This is a genomic window from Pseudoalteromonas sp. CH_XMU1449-3, from assembly GCF_037027245.1.
GTDB classification, from domain to species: Bacteria; Pseudomonadota; Gammaproteobacteria; order Enterobacterales; family Alteromonadaceae; genus Pseudoalteromonas; species Pseudoalteromonas shioyasakiensis.
Genome location: NZ_JAYMDY010000008.1, coordinates 203,013 through 223,057 on the forward strand (window position 1 = coordinate 203,013; position 20,045 = coordinate 223,057).

A 20,045-nucleotide genomic window follows, 5' to 3' on the forward strand; every position below is an offset into this window, starting at 1 on the left:
TATACTATAACTTCACCTTAAGTCGCGATTTTAACACCATACACTATACTTAGACTGTTACACCAAGATGGCCAAATCTTATGTCTGATAAAAATAGGGTATTCAAAGCAAATTTTACCATTGCTGATTTAAGAGAGCACCGTAATCACAAAGAGGTGTTTACCACTGCTTGTGACCGTCGTGAAAGCTATCAACACTTTGTACTCAAGCTTTTAAGTTATTGCTTATTTTCACACAACGAAACAGCCATATTGAATGCAAGGTTCAGTCATGCTGAACCAGATGTATCAATAAAAGCGCTTGATGACCACTATCAAACATGGCTTGCTGTTGACCAACCAGATATTTTACAGCTCAACAAAATCGCTAAGCGGGTCGATGAACTATGGGTCGTGACAACCTTAAACAATGATTGGCTTAAAGAAAATGAACACCAGTTTGAACTTATCAATAATGGTCATTTAATTGCGTTTGATAACAGCTTTATTGAGGAATTAGCGAGTCATCTAACTAAAAACTTACAGTGGGATGTTACGATTGATCAGCAAATGGTGAGTGTGTCGGATAAAGAAAATTTCTACCAAACCAGTGAGCTTATTTGGCATTAAAGCTCAATTTTTACTTTCCCATTGGGTTTACTACAACACAGTAACACTTCGCCAGCTCTCACGAACGCAAGTGGCTCTTGATTATAGCTCACATTACCTTCGATTAATTTTGCACGGCAAGCGCCACAATAACCTTCACGGCATTGGTAGGGGACATCTATTTTGTTTTGTTCTAGGCATTCAAGGAGAGATGAACAGCCAGAATCAAATTCAAGATTCTGGCTGTCTGTTCCTGCAAGGATAACCTCTGCAGTTTTGTTTGAGCTCATTACAGGTCGAAGTCACCAAAGTCAGATGCATCAACTTGAGAGTCAATTTGACCAACAAGGTAAGAGCTGATTTCAGCTTCTTGTGGAGCAACTTGAACATTGTCTGATACTAACCAAGAGTTGATCCACGGAATAGGGTTACTCTTACTTTCAAACTGTGCAGGTAGGCCTACTGCAGTCATACGTGCATTAGTGATGTATTCAACGTATTGGCATAAGATATCTTTGTTAAGACCAATCATAGAACCATCTTTGAACAGGTATTCTGCCCAATCTTTTTCTTGTTCTGCTGCTTCAACAAACATCTGAATTGCTTCTTCACGACATTGTGCCGCAACGATTGCCATTTCTGGGTCGTCTTTACCTTCTTGCATAATGTTCAAGATGTGCTGTGTACCAGATAAGTGTAACGCTTCATCACGGGCGATTAGCTTGATGATTTTTGCATTACCTTCCATTAATTCACGCTCAGCGAAAGCAAATGAACAAGCAAAGCTTACATAGAAACGAATCGCTTCTAAGATGTTAACCGACATCATTGCTAGGTAAAGTTGCTTTTTAAGATCAAATAAGCTGACTTTAACCTCTTCACCATTGATCACATGTTTACCTTCACCATATAGGTTGTAAACAGAAATCATGTTTATTAAATCATCGTAATACTTAGTTACCGCATCAGCACGCTCACTGATTTTCTCGTTGCTTACGATATCGTCAAAGATAAGTTCAGGAGATTGCGTAACGTTACGAATAATGTGTGTGTATGAACGGCTGTGAATAGTTTCACTAAATGCCCATGTTTCAATCCAAGTTTCTAGCTCAGGAATAGACACAATAGGTAGTAACGCAACGTTAGGCGAACGACCTTGCACACTATCAAGTAGCGTTTGATATTTTAAGTTACTTAAAAAGATGTGCTTTTCGTGCTCTGGTAACGCTTGGAAGTCAAGACGGTCTTTACTTACATCAACTTCTTCAGGACGCCAAAAGAACGAAAGTTGCTTTTCAATTAGCTTTTCGAAGATAGGGTACTTTTGTTGGTCGTAACGTGACACGTTTACCGTTTGGCCGAAAAACATCGGTTCTTGTAATTGGTTATTATGATTTCGGCTAAAAGTTGTATATGACATAGTGATTTCTCAAAAAACAGTCAGGACAAAGCGGGCTAATGAGCCCGCTTTTGTTATGTTATTAATTTAATTAGATTTTACAAGCGCCGCCTGCACAACCGTCATCTTCTACCTCAGGTGTTAACTCATCTTGAGAGTCTGATGCACCATCACGTGTGTTGTGATAGTACAGGGTTTTAACACCAAGTTTATACGCAGTCAGTAGGTCTTTTAATAGCACCTTCATAGGTACTTTACCGCCTTCGTACTTAGATGGATCATAGTTAGTGTTTGCAGAGATCGTTTGGTCAACGAATTTTTGCATAATACCAACCAGTTGTAGGTAACCATCGTTTGAAGGAATATCCCACAGTAGCTCGTAGTTATCTTTCAGATTTTCATAATCTGGCACTACTTGCTTTAAGATACCATCTTTACTTGCTTTAACGCTGATATGACCACGTGGTGGCTCAATACCATTTGTTGCGTTAGAGATTTGCGATGATGTCTCTGAAGGCATAAGGGCAGATAGCGTTGAGTTACGCATACCGTGCTCTTTAATGCTTTCGCGTAATGAATCCCAATCTAAGTGAAGAGGCTCATCACAGAACTGATCTAGGTCACGTTTGTAAGTATCTGTTGGCATAATGCCTTGAGAATACGTTGTCTCGTTAAATTTAGGACACGCACCACGTTCTTTCGCTAACTCATTTGATGCTTTCATTAGGTAATATTGAATTGCTTCAAATGTTTTGTGAGTTAGGGCATTTGCGCTGCCATCTGAGTAACGCTTACCATTTTTCGCTAAGTAGTATGCGTAGTTAATAACACCAATACCTAGCGTACGACGACCCATAGTCGCGTTTTTCGCCGCAGGAACAGGGTAGTCTTGGAAATCAAGTAAGTTATCAAGGGCACGTACTGCAAGTTCAGCAAGTTCCTCTAATTCGTCAAGTGATTCAATTGCACCTAAGTTAAACGCTGACAGCGTACAAAGTGCAATTTCACCTTCTTCATCCATTACATTGCTAAGTGGCTTAGTTGGTAATGCAATTTCTAAACATAAGTTAGATTGACGAATTGGCGCCACAGTCGAGATGAACGGGCTGTGCGTATTACAGTGGTCAACGTTTTGTAAGTAGATACGACCTGTGCTCGCACGCTCTTGTGCAAACATTGAGAATAACTCAATCGCCTTAATACGTTTTTTACGAATTGACTCGTCTTGCTCGTATTTGATGTATAGCTCATCAAACTTTGCTTGATCTTCAAAGAACGCATCGTATAGACCTGGTACATCTGAAGGGCTAAATAATGTGATGTAATCGTCTTTGATTAAACGGCTATACATTAATTTATTGAACTGCACACCGTAGTCAAGGTGACGTACACGGTTATCATCAACACCACGGTTGTTCTTAAGAACAAGTAGGTTTTCAACTTCTAAGTGCCAAAGTGGGTAGAACAGTGTTGCTGCGCCACCACGAACACCACCTTGTGAACAGCTCTTAACTGCTGTTTGGAAGTGCTTATAAAACGGAATACAACCTGTGTGGTACGCTTCGCCGTTACGAATAGGGCTACCAAGCGCACGGATGCGACCGGCATTAATACCAATACCCGCACGTTGTGAAACGTATTTAACAATCGCAGACGATGTTGCATTAATAGAATCTAGGCTATCACCACATTCAATAAGTACACATGAGCTGAACTGACGTGTAGGGGTACGTACACCAGCCATGATAGGTGTAGGTAATGAAATTTTGAATGTAGATACTGCATCATAAAAACGCTTGATGTAATCAAGGCGTGTCTCTTTTGGATAATCAGAGAATAAGCTTGCAGCAACTAAGATATATAAAAACTGTGCACTTTCGTAGATTTCACCAGTAACACGGTTTTGAACTAAATACTTACCTTCAAGTTGCTTTACAGCAGCGTAGCTGAAGTTTAAGTCACGGTTGTGATCGATGTAAGCATCTAACTCGTCAATTTCTTGCTCGGTATAATCAACAAGTAGGTGTTGATCATAACGCTTGTCTTCAACTAATTTCGTGATGTGATCGTATAAGCGTGGTGGCTCAAATTGACCGTACGCTTTTTTACGTAAATGGAATACAGCTAAGCGAGCAGCTAGGTATTGGTAATCAGGCGTATCTTTAGAGATCTGATCAGCTGCAGCTTTGATGATTGTTTCATGAATGTCATCGGTACGAATGCCGTCGTAAAATTGAATATGTGATTTTAATTCAACTTGTGAGACAGACACATTCTCTAGACCTTCTGCGGCCCAAGCGATCACGCGATGGATCTTATCTAGATCAAGTGACTCTTTACGGCCGTCACGTTTGCTTACAGATAGCTGTTGGTTCATAGTTTTGCCTGTATTCCTTGGGAAATTATAGTTGTAAAGACAAAGGTATTCTTTATGTAATTATTATTATTAAACGCCAGGGTGATCTAATTGAATAACATTTAGCCACAATATCTGGTGTTGTTTAAATTGCAGATCACAAGATAGTGTGGTCTGCGCTGTTTTGCAAGGGATAGAATTGCCCCATTTTGTGGATAACTATTGGATAAACGCATTGTGTTAGTGACCATTAACCTTTGAACATTCATAGACGACGAAATTTGTAGAAATCAACAAAAGATCCAGAAAATTTACCGTTTTTAAAAATAAATTTTGACTGATTTTTTTATCATCAATGAATGCTCAAAAGTAAATCAAATCACAATATATGGTGTTTCAGTTATCAAATAACACTATATATGGTTAAAACCATCAATCGGCGTTTGCCAATTGAAATCCGCTTGCCAGCCAAGTGCGGCATCTACACTGGGTATATAACCCCATAACGCTGTTGCGCTGTACATATTGGCCGCTTTTGCAGCTTGAATATCACGTTCAGCATCACCGATATACAAACAACGGCTCGGATCAACGTCTAAGATCTCAGCGGTGTGTAATAGTGGATCCGGTGATGGTTTTGATACTGCTAATGTATCGCCACTCACAACCGCCTTTGCATCACGCAAAGAGGGAATAGCTTGCACTAAGGGCTTAGTTAAAAAGCCGGGCTTATTAGTCATAATGCCCCACTTAATATTGTTTTGCTCAAGTGCAATTAAAAGCTGTTCTATGCCATTGAAACATTTACTGTGCACAGCAATATCTTCGGCGTAGTAGTCAAGAAGCTGCTGACGCAAGGCGAGTTGTTCAAGTTCAGGCCATTTATCACCAAAGCCCACTTCTAATAATGCATTTGCACCGTTAGAAGCTGCAGGGCGATAAACATGCTCAGCAACAGGCGCCACATTAGCATCTGCTAACACTCGGTTTAATGCACCACCTAAGTCATCCGCGGTATCGAGTAGTGTGCCATCTAAATCAAAGATAAACGCATCAAAATCGATAGAGGGTGCTTGCACACCACTCATCAGGCTAGTTTCTCAAAGTGCAGGATGTAATTAACACTTACATCATCATTTAAGCTGTACTGTTTAGAAAACGGGTTATAATGAAGGCCGGTACTGGCGCGTACTTTTAATCCCGCTTCTTCTGCCCATGCAATAAGCTGTGCAGGTTTAATAAACTTTTTATGGTCATGTGTACCTTCAGGTACCATTTTCAAAAGCTTTTCAGCACCGACAATAGCAAACAAATAAGCTTTTGGTGTTTTATTTAATGTTGAAAAGAATACATCGGCGCCCGGTTTAGCAAGTTCTGCTACAGCACGAATAATAGAAGCAGGGTCTGGAACATGCTCAAGCATTTCCATACAAGTCACTACATCAAAGCGAGCAGGGTGCTCAGCAGCGAATTGCTCTGCAGGTACTTTTATATAATCAACAGGTACGCCTGTTTCTAAACTATGTAACTTAGCAACGGTGAGTGGCTCTTGGCCCATATCGATACCGGTTACTTTAGCGCCCATACGCGCCATACTTTCACTTAAGATGCCGCCACCACAGCCAACATCTAAGGTTTCCTTATCAAATAAGCCGCCTACTTTATCAGCGACAAAATCCAAACGTAGAGGATTTATTTCATGAAGGGGTTTGAACTCTCCGTCGCGGTCCCACCAACGTTCTGCGATGGCTTCAAACTTTGCAATTTCTGCATTATCTACATTTTGATGCTCGGTCATAAAAAACTTCCTCGTTAATCTGAGGCCATTATATAGGGGGAAATTAATAAATCGCAAAGATTTAGCGCCTGTAAATCTAAATAAATTGTGATAGCATGGTCTGGAAATAATAACTAAAGCTCTTAAGACGGCGGTTTGCCTCTTAATGAGTCAATACTGAAGGAATGTGAAATCAAATGACTGATCTCGCCAATGAAATTCTGCCAGTCAATATTGAAGATGAATTAAAAAACTCCTACCTTGATTACGCGATGAGTGTAATCGTAGGACGTGCATTGCCAGACGTACGTGACGGCTTAAAGCCAGTTCACCGCCGCGTTCTATTTGCAATGAACGAACTCAATAATGATTGGAATAAACCTTACAAGAAATCAGCACGTGTTGTTGGTGATGTAATCGGTAAGTACCACCCACATGGCGACAGCGCGGTATATGACACTATCGTTCGTATGGCGCAGCCTTTCTCATTACGCTACATGCTTGTTGACGGCCAAGGTAACTTTGGTTCTGTTGACGGTGACTCTGCGGCAGCAATGCGTTATACGGAAGTCCGTATGGCGAAAATGTCACATGAATTATTAGCTGATTTAGAAAAAGAAACGGTTGATTACGTACCGAACTACGACGGTACTGAGCAAATTCCTGACGTATTACCTACTAAAGTACCTAACTTATTAGTAAATGGTTCTTCGGGTATCGCGGTTGGTATGGCGACAAACATTCCACCTCATAACTTAACAGAAGTTATCAATGGTTGTTTAGCGCTTATTCAAAACCCTGATATGTCAATTGCTGACCTTATTGAATATATCCCAGGTCCAGATTTCCCGACTGCGGCGATTATCAATGGTAAAAAAGGCATTGAGCAAGCGTACTTAACCGGTCGTGGTAAAGTATATATCCGTGCTCGCGCTGAAATCGAAGTTGACGAAAAAACCGGTCGTGAAACAATCATCGTTCACGAAATCCCTTATCAAGTTAACAAAGCACGCCTTATTGAAAAGATCGCAGAGCTTGTTAAAGATAAGAAGATTGAAGGTATTAGCGCACTACGTGACGAATCAGATAAAGACGGTATGCGTATCGTTATCGAAATCAAACGTGGTGATGTTGGTGAAGTAATCTTAAACAACCTATATGCACAAACTCAGTTACAAACTGTGTTTGGTATGAACATGGTTGCACTTGATAACAACCAACCTAAGTGTTTCAACTTAAAAGAAATGCTTGAAGCGTTTATCGTACACCGCCGTGAAGTTGTTACACGTCGTACCGTATTCGATTTACGTAAAGCCCGTGACCGTGCTCATACGCTTGAAGGCTTAGCGATTGCCCTTGCGAATATCGACCCAATTATCGAACTTATTCGTAAGTCACCAACACCAGCAGAAGCAAAAGCTGCACTAACAGCACGTCCTTGGGAACTAGGCACTGTTAAAGCAATGCTTGAAAAAGCAGGTGAAGATAACGTAGCACGCCCTGATTGGTTAGCGGCTGATTTAGGTATCCGTGACGGTCAGTACTATTTATCTGAGCAACAAGCACAAGCAATTCTAGACCTACGTTTACACAAACTAACAGGTCTTGAGCATGAGAAGATCTTAGACGAGTACCAAAACTTACTTGATCTAATTGCTGAGCTTTTACATATTCTTTCAAGCCCAGAGCGTTTAATGGAAGTTATCCGCGACGAGCTAGTAGAAATTAAAGAGCAATATGGTGACGAACGTCGCACTGAAATCAGTGCAGCTGCTCACGATATTAGCCTTGAAGACCTAATCAATGAAGAAGACGTTGTTGTAACGCTTTCTCATGAAGGTTACGTTAAGTATCAACCATTATCTGACTACGAAGCACAGCGTCGTGGTGGTAAAGGTAAATCAGCAACGAAGATGAAAGATGAAGACTTCATCGAACGTCTGTTAGTTGCTAACACGCACGATACAATCCTGTGCTTCTCAACAGCAGGTCGCTTATACTGGTTGAAAGTATATCAGTTACCATTAGCAAGCCGTGCAGCGCGTGGTAAGCCAATTGTTAACTTATTACCACTTGAAGCTGATGAACGTATTACTGCTATCTTACCAGTACGTGAGTACGAAGAAGATAAATACATCTTCATGGCAACTGCGTTTGGTACAGTTAAGAAAACACCACTTACAGCATACAGCCGTCAACGTGCGAGCGGTATCATCGCTGTTAACCTAAATGAAGGCGATAGCCTAATTGGTGTTGATATCACTGATGGCACGAATGAAATCATGCTATTCACTGATGCTGGTAAAGTTGTTCGCTTTAAAGAAGCAGAAGAGACAGAAGTTGTTGATGAAAATGGTAACCCAGTTCTAGACGAAAACGGTAACCCAGAAATCCGCTTCAAAGGTGTACGTCCAATGGGTCGTACAGCAACAGGTGTTCGTGGTATTAAGATGGCTGACGACCAACGCGTTGTGTCGTTAATCGTACCTAAGTCAGATGGTGCAATCCTAACTGTGACAGAAAACGGTTACGGTAAGCGTACAGCACTTGAAGATTACCCATCGAAGAGCCGTGCAACACAAGGTGTTGTATCAATCAAAGTAAGCGAGCGTAATGGCGCTGTGGTTGGTGCAGTACAAGTTGACGATAACGACGAAATCATGATTATCTCGAATCGCGGTACCTTAGTACGTACCCGTGTAAACGAGGTTTCTACGGTTGGTCGTAATACTCAAGGCGTTATTTTGATACGAACTATTGACGAAGAGCAAGTAGTTGGTTTACAACGTATCGAAGAAATCGAAGTTGATGAGCTTGAAGCCATCGAAGGCGAGGCCGTTGAAGTAGTCGATACCAATACTGAAGAAACGGGTGATAACCCACCTTCAGAATAACATTGATTTAAAAAGCGGCTTCGGCCGCTTTTTTTATCCGCACTATAATTACTGGAATGAGGCAAAGTAATGACTAAGTATAATTTTTGTGCAGGACCGGCAATGCTACCGCCGGCAGTTATGCAAAAAGCACAAAAAGAATTTATAGATTGGCAAGGTTTAGGTGTCTCTGTGATGGAAATTAGCCATCGCAGCAGCGACTTTTTAGCGCTTACCACTAAATGTGAAGCAAGCCTGCGTCGTTTAATGAATATTAGCGATGAGTTTGAAGTGTTATTTATGCACGGCGGTGGCCGTGGTCAATTCAGTGCTGTACCACTGAACCTTCACCTTGATGATAAGCCAGCTGTGTACTGTGAAAACGGTGTATGGTCTAAAGGGGCTACTTCAGAAGCGGCAAAATTCACTGCAGTTGAAAGCATCAATGTACGTGATGATGAGCAGCAAAATGGCCAGTTCTCTATTAAACCAGCAAGCAGCTGGGAATTACCTGCTGATGCGTCATACATTCACTATTGTCCGAATGAAACCGTAGATGGCATAGAAATTTTTGACGTACCATCACACCCATCAGCACCGATTGTGGCTGATATGTCATCGACTATTTTATCGCGCGAGTTTGACGTAAATCAGTTTGATCTTATTTACGCTGGCGCACAAAAGAATATTGGCCCGTCTGGTTTATCGATTGTTATTGTTCGCAAAACGCTTCTTGAGCGCGAAGGTCTTGCAAAGCCAGGTATTCTTGATTACGCATTAGAAGCAAAACAAGGCAGCATGTATAACACACCACCGACATTCGCGTGGTACTTAGCTGCTGAAGTATTTGAATGGCTTGAAACAAACGGCGGCGTTAAAGCGATGGAAGAACAAAACATCGCAAAAGCAGAACTTCTTTATAACTACATTGATAGCTCAGATTTTTACAGCAACAAAGTTGCTAAGCATTGCCGTTCGCGAATGAACGTACCATTTTGGTTAAATGACGAATCACTGAATGATAAATTCATTAGTGAATCAAAAGATGCAGGCTTATTAGCCCTTGAAGGTCACCGTATTGTCGGTGGTATGCGCGCAAGCATTTATAATGCGATGCCACTTGAAGGTGTTCAAGCCTTGGTTAATTTTATGGAAAAATTCGCCAAGGAGAACAGCTAATTATGGAACAGCTTCGTCTTGAACCGATTACAAAGGTAAATGGTAGTGTGACACTGCCAGGCTCAAAAAGTTTATCAAACCGTATCTTGTTACTAGCTGCTTTAGCAGAGGGCACAACGGTTGTTGAAAACCTACTAGACAGTGATGACATTCGTCACATGCTAGGTGCATTAAATCTTTTAGGCGTGAATGTATCGCTTAATGAAGATAAAACAGTGGCCACCGTAGAGGGTGTTGCAGGTAAATTTAAAACCCCAAGCGAGCCTTTATTTTTAGGTAATGCCGGTACAGCTTATCGTCCACTGACAGCGGTTTTAGCTGCTGTAGATGGCGAGTACCAGCTGGTGGGCGAGCCTCGTATGGAAGAGCGCCCAATCGGCCATTTGGTTGATGCACTGCAAGCTCTGGGTGGTGATGTTGAATACCTTAAGCATAAAGATTACCCACCACTGGCCATAAAAGGCGGCAAAATCAACGGTGGTAAAGTTGAAATTGATGGCAGCATTTCTAGCCAGTTCTTAACAGCGTTACTAATGGCAGCGCCATTATTTAATGGCGATACAGAAATCACCATTAAAGGCACGCTGGTATCAAAGCCATACATTGATATTACCCTAGATGTAATGAAGCGTTTTGGCGTTACAGTAAGCCATGACAATTACGAAACATTTTACGTTGAAGGCTGTCAGCAGTATCAAGCACTTGAGCGCATTATGGTTGAAGGTGATGCATCAAGCGCCTCTTATTTTGTTGCGGCGGCTGCAATAGCAGGTGGCGAAATTGAAATTAACGGGGTAGGTGCGGCATCTGTTCAAGGTGATATTGGTTTTGCCAAAGTTATGGAGCAAGTAGGCGCCAAAATCGATTGGTATGATGAAAAGCTGGTGGTTCGTAAAGGCGAGCTAAACGCGGTCGATATTGATGCCAATGCAATCCCTGATGCGGCAATGACACTAGCCACTGTTGCGCTTTTTGCTAAAGGTAAAACAGCTATTCGTAATATCTATAACTGGCGTGTAAAAGAAACAGATCGCTTATATGCCATGGCGACTGAGCTTCGTAAAGTTGGTGCAGAAGTGGTTGAAGGTGAAGATTTCATCGAAATTACACCACCAGAAACATTTAACGATGTAGCGATTGATACCTATAACGATCACCGTATTGCCATGTGTTTTGCAATGGTTGCCGTTGGCGGAAAGCCGATAACCATTAACGATCCTAAGTGTACATACAAAACTTTTCCAACGTTTTTCAAAGTACTAGAGTCTGTCTCAAGTCAATAAAACAGAAGAAAATATAAAAAGTTACATTCTAAATGCGGATCTATTTCTAGAACTGGCGTATAATATCGCGGTTTTATTTTGGTGTGCATTGCAGGAGGTTATAAATGCAGGCGTTATCAATGCCCGTAATCACCATCGATGGCCCAAGTGGTTCAGGTAAAGGAACTGTTTGTCGCTTGTTAGCCGAGAAATTAGGTTGGGATGTATTAGACAGTGGAGCGATTTACCGTGTGCTGTCACTTGCAGCGCTTCATCATCAAATTGAACTAGATAATGAAGATGCGCTAGTTCCGCTAGCTGCAAACTTAGATGTACAGTTTTTGGTCGATAGCCAAACGCATACTTCTAAAATTGTCTTGGAAGGCGAAGACGTCACAACCACAATTCGTAACGAAGAAGTGGGTGCTGCGGCATCAAAAATTGCTGCATTACCACGGGTGAGAGAAGCATTATTACGTCGTCAACGTGCGTTTCGTACTGAGAGCGGCTTAATTGCCGATGGTCGTGACATGGGCACAGTTGTGTTCCCAGATGCACCATTGAAGATTTATTTAACCGCATCAGCTGAAGAGCGCGCTCGTCGTCGCTTTGCTGAGTTGAACGAACGCGGTCTTGATGTTACACTAAGTGGTCTACTTGAGGACATAAAAGCTCGCGATCACCGTGATATGACGCGTGAAGTTGCGCCGCTTGTTCCTGCAGAAGACGCCATTGAGCTCGATACTAGCGAGCTTAATGCAATGCAAGTGTTTGATAAAGTAGTAACTTTACTCGACGAAGCAGTACTTGCAGGAAAGCTTCCAAAAGCTTAAAAGTAATTTATTAAGGTACCGGCAGGAAGCTAGTGCTATTTTAACAACCCCATGCAGCATGGTTGCTAATTGGTTATTTAATTATTTAGAGACGTATAATGTCAGAAAATTTTGCGCAGTTATTTGAAGAAAGCCTTAAGGGTTTTGAAGCAGAGCAAGGCTCTATCGTTAAAGGTACTGTTATCTCAATCGAGAACAACATCGTACTTGTTGATGCTGGTCTTAAATCTGAAAGTGCAATCCCTGCTGAGCAATTCAAAAATGCTGCTGGTGAACTAGAAGTTGCTGTTGGCGACGAAGTAGATGTTGCTTTAGACGCAATCGAAGACGGTTTCGGTGAAACTATCCTTTCTCGTGAGAAAGCGAAGCGTCACGAAGCGTGGATCCGCTTAGAAAAAGCATGTGAAGAGCAAGAGACTGTTACTGGTGTTATCAACGGTAAAGTTAAAGGCGGTTTCACTGTTGAAGTTGATTCAATCCGTGCCTTCCTACCTGGTTCACTTGTTGATGTTCGTCCAGTACGTGACACAACTCACCTTGAAGGTAAAGAGCTTGAGTTCAAAGTAATCAAGCTTGACCAAAAACGTAACAACGTTGTTGTTTCTCGCCGTGCAGTTATCGAATCAGAGAACTCACAAGAGCGTGAAGAACTTCTTGCTAACCTTGTTGAAGGTCAAGAAGTTAAAGGTATCGTTAAGAACCTTACTGACTACGGTGCGTTCGTTGACCTTGGTGGTGTTGACGGTCTACTACACATCACAGACATGGCGTGGAAGCGTGTTAAGCACCCTTCAGAAATCGTTAATGTTGGCGACGAAATCGCAGTTAAAGTTCTTAAATTCGACAAAGAAAAGACTCGTGTATCTCTAGGCCTTAAACAGCTTGGCGAAGATCCATGGGCAGCTATCGCTGGTCGTTACCCAGAAGGTTCTAAGCTTTCTGGTCGTGTAACTAACCTTACTGACTACGGTTGTTTCGTTGAAATCGAAGAAGGCGTAGAAGGTCTAGTACACGTTTCTGAAATGGATTGGACTAACAAGAACATCCACCCTTCAAAAGTTGTTTCACTAGGTGACACTGTTGAAGTTATGGTTCTTGAAATCGACGAAGAGCGTCGTCGTATTTCTCTTGGTCTTAAGCAATGTATTGCTAACCCATGGCAAGAATTTGCTCGTCTACAAAACAAAGGCGACCAAGTTACTGGTAAGATCAAATCAATCACTGACTTCGGTATCTTCATCGGTCTTGAAGGCGGTATTGACGGTCTTGTTCACCTTTCAGACATTTCTTGGAACACACCAGGCGAAGAAGCTGTACGTGAATTCAAGAAAGGCGACGAAATCACTGCTATCGTATTACAAGTTGACCCAGAGCGTGAGCGTATCTCTCTAGGCGTTAAACAAATCGAAGCTGACCCATTCAATAACTACCTGGACGCAAACAAAAAAGGTGCTATTGTTAAAGGTAAAGTGACTGAAGTTGATGCGAAAGGCGCAACTGTTGAGCTAATCGAAGGCGTTGAAGGTTACATCCGTGTAGCTGATATCGCTCAAGAGCGTGTTGAAGATGCTACTACTGTAGTTTCTGCAGGCGACGAAATCGAAGCGAAATACGTTGGTGTTGATCGTAAGAACCGCACTTTAAGCTTATCTGTTAAAGCTCTTTTCGAAGCAGAAGAGAAAGAAGTACTAGAGAAGCTTAAGAAAGAAGAGCCAGCGTTCGAAAACGCTATGGCTGCAGCATTCAAAAATGCTCAAAAAGACTAATATCTAGTCTTTTAAAATTGGAAGGGCAGTTTTGCCCTTCCTTTACCACTCTTTAAGGAAACGCTATGACTAAGTCAGAATTGATAGAACAACTTGCCGAGCAACACGCACACATCCCTGTGAAAGATGTTGAAAATGCCGTTAAAGAAATTCTTGAACAAATGGCCGGCTCATTATCTAGCTCAGATCGCATCGAGATCCGTGGCTTTGGAAGTTTCTCATTGCATTATCGTTCTCCTCGCACAGGTCGTAATCCAAAGACTGGCGAAACAGTTGAGTTAGACGGTAAGCACGTACCACATTTTAAACCAGGTAAAGAATTACGTGACCGCGTAAATGCGAGTATTGCCTAGTTTTATACAGGAGTAGTTACTTGTTTAGGGTATTAAAAATTGTATTAATTGCGCTATGTTTATTTATTGCGTTTGTACTTGGTTCACAGAATCCACAATTGGTGCAAATCAATTATTTAATCGCCAGTAATACTTTGCCCCTAGCTGTTGTAATAAGTATCTGCTTTATTTTAGGTGTCGCAATTGGTTGTTTTATAAGCTTTACACTGTTTTCTCAGTTAAAGTGGCAAAATTATCGCTTAAAGAAAAAATTAGCGCCTGAAAAAAACAATAAAAAGCTTGTTGCTAATAAAGACACCTAATCATGATTGAGCTTCTGTTTTTACTTTTACCCGTTGCAGCCGGTTACGGTTGGATAATGGGTAAAAACAGCGCTAAAAACCAAGCTCATCAGCTTAATCGGCAAATTACCTCTGAATATTCTAAAGGCCTTAAATTTCTCTTAGACAGAGAAGAAGACCAAGGCTTAGAGCACCTTATTAATCTACTCGAAGTTGCCGCTGATTCTGTTGAACACTATTCAACGCTTGCAACTATGTTCCGCCGCCGTGGCGAACTTGACCGCGCCATTAAAATTCATGAGCTGCTATTAAAACATCCAAGTCTTGATGAGCAACAAGCTGCAACCAGCCGCTTAGAACTTGCTGAAGATTACATTATGGCAGGCTTGTTAGATGGTGCAGAAGAGCATTTAGTATGGCTTGTTAAGGCAGGCTATAAAGAAGCCTTAGAGCCAATTATTAATCTTTATTCACAAACCCGTGAATGGGAAAAGGGCATTAACATGTACGAGGCTCACAGTGAGTTGTTCACTAAACCTCAGCATGTAAAAGCGATTGCCAATTTTTACTGTGAAGCAGCTTTACAAGATAACGATACGCAAATTATGCGTAAAGCTATTAGCTTAAACCATAAAGCTATTCGCCCATTGTATGAGCTTGGCCACAGTGCTTTTACCAAAGAAGATTATGTAAAAGCAATTTACTACTGGCGCGAGCTTATTAGCCAATTCACGTTTTTTGCGCCGGTATTTATTGAAGAATTAGCGCTCAGTTATCAAAAGCTTAATTTAACGCATCAGTTTTACGAATTACTCAATGAACTGCTCGATAAAGGTGGCGTATTAATAAAAATAAAACACTGCCAAGCATTACTTGAGCAAGGCCACATAGAGCAAGCAATTAAATTTTTAACGGATAGTTTAAAGCGTCATCCGACTATTCGTGGCTTTAGCTTTTTATTACAGCTACTTGCCAAACAAAACAACGATATTAAAGATGTACTCGATCAAATTGATAAGCTAGTAACGTCTTATATCGCAACCAAACCTGATTTTCAGTGCCAACACTGTGGCTTTACCAGTCATACCATTTATTGGGTATGTCCATCTTGTAAGCACTGGGAAACAATTGTCCCAAGCCGTGGCATAGACGGTTTTTAATTCATATTAGTCCATTAGTTTTTAGGAAAGTTATGTCTGTCGAAGATTCAAAAAAAGTATTAATTGCCCTTGATTATGATGATCAACAAACAGCTCTTGCGTTTGTAAAGCAATTATCGCCTGATACGTGTCGCCTTAAAGTAGGCAAAGAAATGTTCACGTATTTTGGTCCTAGCTTTGTTAAGGAACTAATCGACTTAGGTTTTGATGTATTCTTAGACCTAAAATTTCACGATATTCCAAACACAGTGGCTAAAGCTGTAACCGCAGCTGCAAAAATGGGTGTATGGATGGTTAACGTGCATGCCTCTGGTGGCGTTGAAATGATGACTAAAGCAAAGCAAGCTTTAGAGCAGTTTGGTGATGATGCTCCATTACTGATTGCAGTAACTGTACTAACCAGTATGGATGCCGCAGAACTTACTCGTTTAGGTGTAGATAAAACACCAGAAGAACAAGTAATTTACCTAGCAAATCTTGCTAAAGAATCAGGCCTTGATGGGGTAGTGTGCTCAGCACAAGAAGCGAAAAAGCTAAAAGCAGAACTTGGTGCAGACTTTAAACTAGTTACTCCGGGTATTCGCCCAGCAGGCAGCGATGCAGGTGACCAAAAGCGCATCATGACACCAAAACAAGCCGTTGAAGATGGCAGCGACTATTTAGTTGTAGGCCGCCCAATCACTCAATCGGCAGATCCAGTTGCAACACTAAAAGAAATTAACGACTCACTAAAATAACCCTCGTTATTTTAAAATAGTCTTTAAAGAGCATTGTAAGCGTGATTTATTGCGCTATATACAATGCTCTTTTTGTTTTTGTGGCAAGCTCACAATACTTAATCTGGTGAATTCCCTAGAACTCTAGCGATCAAAAAGTGTTTATTAAGATTGGCTAAATATCATGTTGAAACAACTGTTAAACTGCTCTTTTCATATATATCAATGAAAGTGAACGTTGCGATCAGATTACTCATTTTAATTTGACTTTGATGTCTTAAAAAACTTCGTGGTAGTAATAACTTAGGGAATTTGTTAAAAATATAGAAACCAGATAATTGGCGTTAACTTTGCAAAGTATGCGCGATGAACGCACCATTTAAATGTTAGGTTTCTATGGATAAAGTATACCTACTAGAGCATTTGCACATAATTTCTGAAAACAATGAATGTGTAAAGACAATCGGGATTTATGCTTCTGAGCAAGAGGCCATTGCTGCTGTTGGAAGGCTAAAAGAGCAACCTGGGTTTAGAGATTTTCCAAATATTAACCCCGCTGCTTGTGACGAAAGTGGTTTCTATATATCGTGTTACCCACTTGGTAAAGATTATTGGGCTGAAGGTTTCGTAATAATCGACACTTAACACATATCAACATGCTTGGATAAAGTATGCATAACGATTCTTTTTTGCTTCTTTAAGTAGCTACTTATCAACCCAAGAAGAGAGTATTACCGAATTATAAACAATGAAAGCTGAAATATAAGAGTTCGTTAATAAAGAAGCATCAACTGATGAAGAACATGATTGGATTTTAGCGTTTGTTGGTAGGCATTGAATACTTACAAACTACATTAAACTTTATTTATTAAATTTGGATTTTGAATGATTCTTTTGATTTTGTGTGCTTTATCAATTTTATCTATGTTGATGTATTTCCATAGAAAACATAAGAATAATAAACGTAGACAATGTGCTTACGGATGTATAAAAGCTTACAACGTTTTAGATAAACCTGACCAATACAGTGACCTTAAAGAGTTATTTGAAACATTAGATAGCCATGAGGAGCGTTATTTTTATTCTGTAAGTATGTCTCGAATAATGTTTCCTCAAGCTTTAGATAAGTGGACAAATTCGCATCCAGACTCCGGGGATGCTCTACTTTGTTATGGTGCTCGTTTACTACAATGGTCTTGGTCTGCAAGGGGCTATGGTCGTGGAGCTGAAATATCAGAAGCTCAATGGAAAGAGTTTTTCAGGCGATTGGATAAAACTAGGCAAGTATTATTAGAATGTGCAGATAAAACACCAGAGGATCCTACACCATGGGCATACTTGATTATGGTAGCTACATGGTACTCAGATAGCGATGAACTTAAATTTAAATATTATGAGGAAGCAATAGCTAGAGATCCTTATAACTGGGCTGCACACATGCACATGATCATTGCTTTATCTGAAAAGTGGGGCGGTGATAACGAAGAAATGCTTGAGTTTGCAAGAAAAGCTTCTAGGAATGCCCCGACAGGTAGTGATCTTAAGCTTATTTTAGTTAAAGCTTACATCGAATATTGGAAGTATTTAGATTTGTTTGAGAATAAAATTGATGAAGCAAATGACTTCCTTATGGACAAAAATATTCAGAAAGACATAGTTGATTTATATAACGACTCGTTAAATCATGAGAGTTTTAAAGATACGAAAGTAACTATTTTTGTGAGATATAATTTAAGTGGTTGGTTTTGGCTTACCAGAGATAGAAGCCGCTTAAAAAAAGAGTTATCAATACTAGGCAATAAGATTGAAGACATTCATTGGCGGTGGGTTTGTACAGAAGGGCAACTTGAAGACGCTAGGTTGTTTGCTAATGAAAGCTAGAGAATTACCCGTAATCAAAAACTCTTTACTGTACATTATTTACAGTTGTAGCAAGGTGTAAAATTGACATACGAGTTTCCTGATGAAGTAGAGTTTTTTGAAAAAGGATTTGGTTATTCTTGCGAATATGATCATGATGAAGGGCTATTCTCATTCATTAAGACCTATGAGAACAACAAAAAATTAATATTTACTCATTCACCATTTATGAATAACTCAGTGAGTGTAAAGTTATTTTACGGAACGGAGTTAGTATTTCATATTTATAAAGAAGAAATTACAAGAATTGCCTTTCAAGCGTGGGGCGGTGAGTTGGTTTTAAGAGTCTATTTAGCGAACGACGATAATAACTTCTTGGTTTATTTTGAACCAAAACCAAGGCTTAGATATGTTGAGCCGAATATCTAATTGCATATAAAAACCTGTTTTCGCTTAAAAGGATTGAATTAATGGAAATCAAACTAGGGCATGGAATCGACACAATTCAATTTGCCAAATAAACACTTAAATTTTCAACTCTAGAGGGAGCTATGAGTAAATTTTTAAATGGACTTGCCTTATTACCTATGAGCAGTTTTATAGTGACTATGATTTATATCTTAATGGTTAAGGGTGAGATCTATATAAATCACTATTGGTTTGTTGTTGCCTTGGTGTCACTCCAATCTACTGCAAATCGTCTTAAAAACGTAAGTTCAGTATGTATAATAATATTTGTTTCTAGTATCCTAGCGAACATACTATTGCTTATAGCATCCGGATTTGATTTAAAAATTACTCCAACTACTGTTGGGCTTTTTTTAGGCTATTTAAGTTTTGGTTTACTAATTGTATATGGGAATTTAGCTATAAATTGGTTTAAGCGCTTGAGTAATAACAAAGCTTTATAGCCGCATTTGCGACTGTTAGTAGGTTTTGCTTTAACAAAAAATCGCTCAAAATAGTTTAAAAAATTTACGATAATCAAAACTAGAAAAAAAAGAGTAAAGCTTTCACTTTACTCTTTCAGATAATTCAATATCTTGTTAACTCAATGGTATGGACTCCCCACCTTTGTCAAAATCGACTAAGGTGAAAGTGACAAACAAAAAGGAGCCCATACCATGACACAGTCTAGCACTATAACGATTGATTTAGCCAAAACAGTCTTTCAAGTCGCTTTCTTTAATAAGTTCGGTGTTTTGAAGTCGAATGAGAAAATGACTGAACACAAGATGCTTTCGTTTATTGTTAACCATCCAGAAGCACTTATATGTATGGAAGCTTGTAGCAGCGCTCACTATTACGGTCGTAAATTTGAAGGACAAGGACACAAAGTTAAGTTACTCCCTCCTCACATAGTTGCCAAGTACCGAGCAGGTAATAAAAACGATGCAAATGATGCTTTGGCTATTTATGAGGCACTTAAACGCCCAAATATTTATTCTGTTGCGGTAAAATCAATTAGCCAACAAGACCTTGCATCATTACTTAAGCTTCGTAAAGGGTATATAAAACAGCGAACACAGGTGTCGAACAGAGCTCGTGGTTTAGGTGCAGAATACGGTGTTAAGCTGCCTGAAGGTATTACGTCACTCAAAAAGCGTTTACCAGATATCCTTGAAGATGATGGTAATCAATTA

General features: G+C 40.2%; 20 protein-coding genes. 15 read left to right on the forward strand and 5 right to left on the reverse strand.

Annotated features, from left to right (window positions below; translation table 11 throughout):
* The first annotated feature begins 80 nt into the window (after positions 1 to 80).
* On the forward strand, positions 81 to 608 hold the full coding sequence (locus WA256_RS12160; protein ID WP_335991775.1) for a YaeQ family protein: 528 nt from the start codon (positions 81 to 83) through the stop codon (positions 606 to 608).
* Here the strand turns inward: WA256_RS12160 and yfaE are convergent.
* The 5 genes from yfaE to ubiG all read right to left on the reverse strand — a co-directional run bounded on the left by yfaE (position 605) and on the right by ubiG (position 6,140).
* On the reverse strand, positions 605 to 877 hold the full coding sequence (yfaE, locus tag WA256_RS12165; protein WP_250659322.1) for a class I ribonucleotide reductase maintenance protein YfaE: 273 nt from the start codon (positions 875 to 877) through the stop codon (positions 605 to 607). The two genes, WA256_RS12160 and yfaE, sit on opposite strands and share 4 nt — an antisense overlap.
* Positions 877 to 2,007 carry a class Ia ribonucleoside-diphosphate reductase subunit beta gene (nrdB, locus tag WA256_RS12170; RefSeq protein WP_054551358.1) on the reverse strand — a complete coding sequence of 377 codons (1,131 nt, stop codon included), beginning with the start codon at positions 2,005 to 2,007 and terminating at the stop codon, positions 877 to 879. Before nrdB ends, yfaE begins: the two co-directional genes overlap by 1 nt.
* A 70-nt stretch (positions 2,008 to 2,077) precedes the next feature.
* Positions 2,078 to 4,363 carry a class 1a ribonucleoside-diphosphate reductase subunit alpha gene (gene nrdA, locus WA256_RS12175; RefSeq protein WP_054551357.1) on the reverse strand — a complete coding sequence of 762 codons (2,286 nt, stop codon included), beginning with the start codon at positions 4,361 to 4,363 and terminating at the stop codon, positions 2,078 to 2,080.
* 392 nt (positions 4,364 to 4,755) lie between these two features.
* Complete coding sequence (locus WA256_RS12180) at positions 4,756 to 5,430, reverse strand: HAD family hydrolase (RefSeq protein ID WP_335991780.1); 675 nt, start codon at positions 5,428 to 5,430, stop codon at positions 4,756 to 4,758.
* Positions 5,430 to 6,140 carry a bifunctional 2-polyprenyl-6-hydroxyphenol methylase/3-demethylubiquinol 3-O-methyltransferase UbiG gene (gene ubiG / locus WA256_RS12185; RefSeq protein WP_058585083.1) on the reverse strand — a complete coding sequence of 237 codons (711 nt, stop codon included), beginning with the start codon at positions 6,138 to 6,140 and terminating at the stop codon, positions 5,430 to 5,432. The genes WA256_RS12180 and ubiG overlap by 1 nt, the downstream gene beginning before the upstream one ends.
* A 176-nt stretch (positions 6,141 to 6,316) precedes the next feature.
* Here ubiG and gyrA point away from each other — a divergent pair, with 176 nt between their 5' ends.
* The 14 genes from gyrA to WA256_RS12255 all read left to right on the forward strand — a co-directional run.
* Positions 6,317 to 9,013 carry a DNA topoisomerase (ATP-hydrolyzing) subunit A gene (gyrA, locus tag WA256_RS12190; protein WP_062564456.1) on the forward strand — a complete coding sequence of 899 codons (2,697 nt, stop codon included), beginning with the start codon at positions 6,317 to 6,319 and terminating at the stop codon, positions 9,011 to 9,013.
* A gap of 69 nt (positions 9,014 to 9,082) precedes the next feature.
* Positions 9,083 to 10,171 (forward strand): 3-phosphoserine/phosphohydroxythreonine transaminase, encoded by a 1,089-nt coding sequence (gene serC, locus WA256_RS12195; RefSeq protein WP_335991785.1) that lies wholly within the window; start codon positions 9,083 to 9,085, stop codon positions 10,169 to 10,171.
* A 2-nt stretch (positions 10,172 to 10,173) separates the two neighbouring features.
* Positions 10,174 to 11,454, forward strand: a complete 1,281-nt coding sequence (aroA, locus tag WA256_RS12200) for a 3-phosphoshikimate 1-carboxyvinyltransferase (RefSeq protein WP_062564455.1) — start codon at positions 10,174 to 10,176, stop codon at positions 11,452 to 11,454.
* A 104-nt stretch (positions 11,455 to 11,558) separates the two neighbouring features.
* Positions 11,559 to 12,266 (forward strand): (d)CMP kinase, encoded by a 708-nt coding sequence (gene cmk, locus WA256_RS12205; protein ID WP_058585079.1) that lies wholly within the window; start codon positions 11,559 to 11,561, stop codon positions 12,264 to 12,266.
* Between the two features lie 98 nt (positions 12,267 to 12,364).
* Positions 12,365 to 14,032 carry a 30S ribosomal protein S1 gene (gene rpsA, locus WA256_RS12210; RefSeq protein ID WP_054551350.1) on the forward strand — a complete coding sequence of 556 codons (1,668 nt, stop codon included), beginning with the start codon at positions 12,365 to 12,367 and terminating at the stop codon, positions 14,030 to 14,032.
* Positions 14,033 to 14,097: 65 nt separating this feature from the next.
* Positions 14,098 to 14,385: an integration host factor subunit beta gene (ihfB, locus tag WA256_RS12215; protein ID WP_036968575.1), complete on the forward strand. Its 288-nt coding sequence runs from the start codon at positions 14,098 to 14,100 to the stop codon at positions 14,383 to 14,385.
* A gap of 20 nt (positions 14,386 to 14,405) precedes the next feature.
* Positions 14,406 to 14,687: a lipopolysaccharide assembly protein LapA domain-containing protein gene (locus tag WA256_RS12220; RefSeq protein WP_054551349.1), complete on the forward strand. Its 282-nt coding sequence runs from the start codon at positions 14,406 to 14,408 to the stop codon at positions 14,685 to 14,687.
* A 2-nt stretch (positions 14,688 to 14,689) separates the two neighbouring features.
* Complete coding sequence (gene lapB / locus WA256_RS12225) at positions 14,690 to 15,826, forward strand: lipopolysaccharide assembly protein LapB (RefSeq protein WP_058585078.1); 1,137 nt, start codon at positions 14,690 to 14,692, stop codon at positions 15,824 to 15,826.
* 32 nt (positions 15,827 to 15,858) lie between these two features.
* A complete protein-coding gene (gene pyrF / locus WA256_RS12230; RefSeq protein ID WP_063705476.1) occupies positions 15,859 to 16,563 on the forward strand; it encodes an orotidine-5'-phosphate decarboxylase in 705 nt (234 codons plus the stop codon).
* A 375-nt stretch (positions 16,564 to 16,938) separates the two neighbouring features.
* Positions 16,939 to 17,187 carry a hypothetical protein gene (locus WA256_RS12235; protein WP_062564453.1) on the forward strand — a complete coding sequence of 83 codons (249 nt, stop codon included), beginning with the start codon at positions 16,939 to 16,941 and terminating at the stop codon, positions 17,185 to 17,187.
* A gap of 240 nt (positions 17,188 to 17,427) precedes the next feature.
* Positions 17,428 to 18,423 (forward strand): hypothetical protein, encoded by a 996-nt coding sequence (locus WA256_RS12240; RefSeq protein WP_335991799.1) that lies wholly within the window; start codon positions 17,428 to 17,430, stop codon positions 18,421 to 18,423.
* A gap of 63 nt (positions 18,424 to 18,486) precedes the next feature.
* Positions 18,487 to 18,831, forward strand: a complete 345-nt coding sequence (locus WA256_RS12245; RefSeq protein ID WP_250659316.1) for a hypothetical protein — start codon at positions 18,487 to 18,489, stop codon at positions 18,829 to 18,831.
* Between the two features lie 122 nt (positions 18,832 to 18,953).
* On the forward strand, positions 18,954 to 19,313 hold the full coding sequence (locus WA256_RS12250) for a hypothetical protein (RefSeq protein ID WP_250659315.1): 360 nt from the start codon (positions 18,954 to 18,956) through the stop codon (positions 19,311 to 19,313).
* 213 nt (positions 19,314 to 19,526) lie between these two features.
* The coding region (locus WA256_RS12255) for a transposase (RefSeq protein ID WP_335991802.1) at positions 19,527 to 20,045 on the forward strand (519 nt) is incomplete at its 3' end.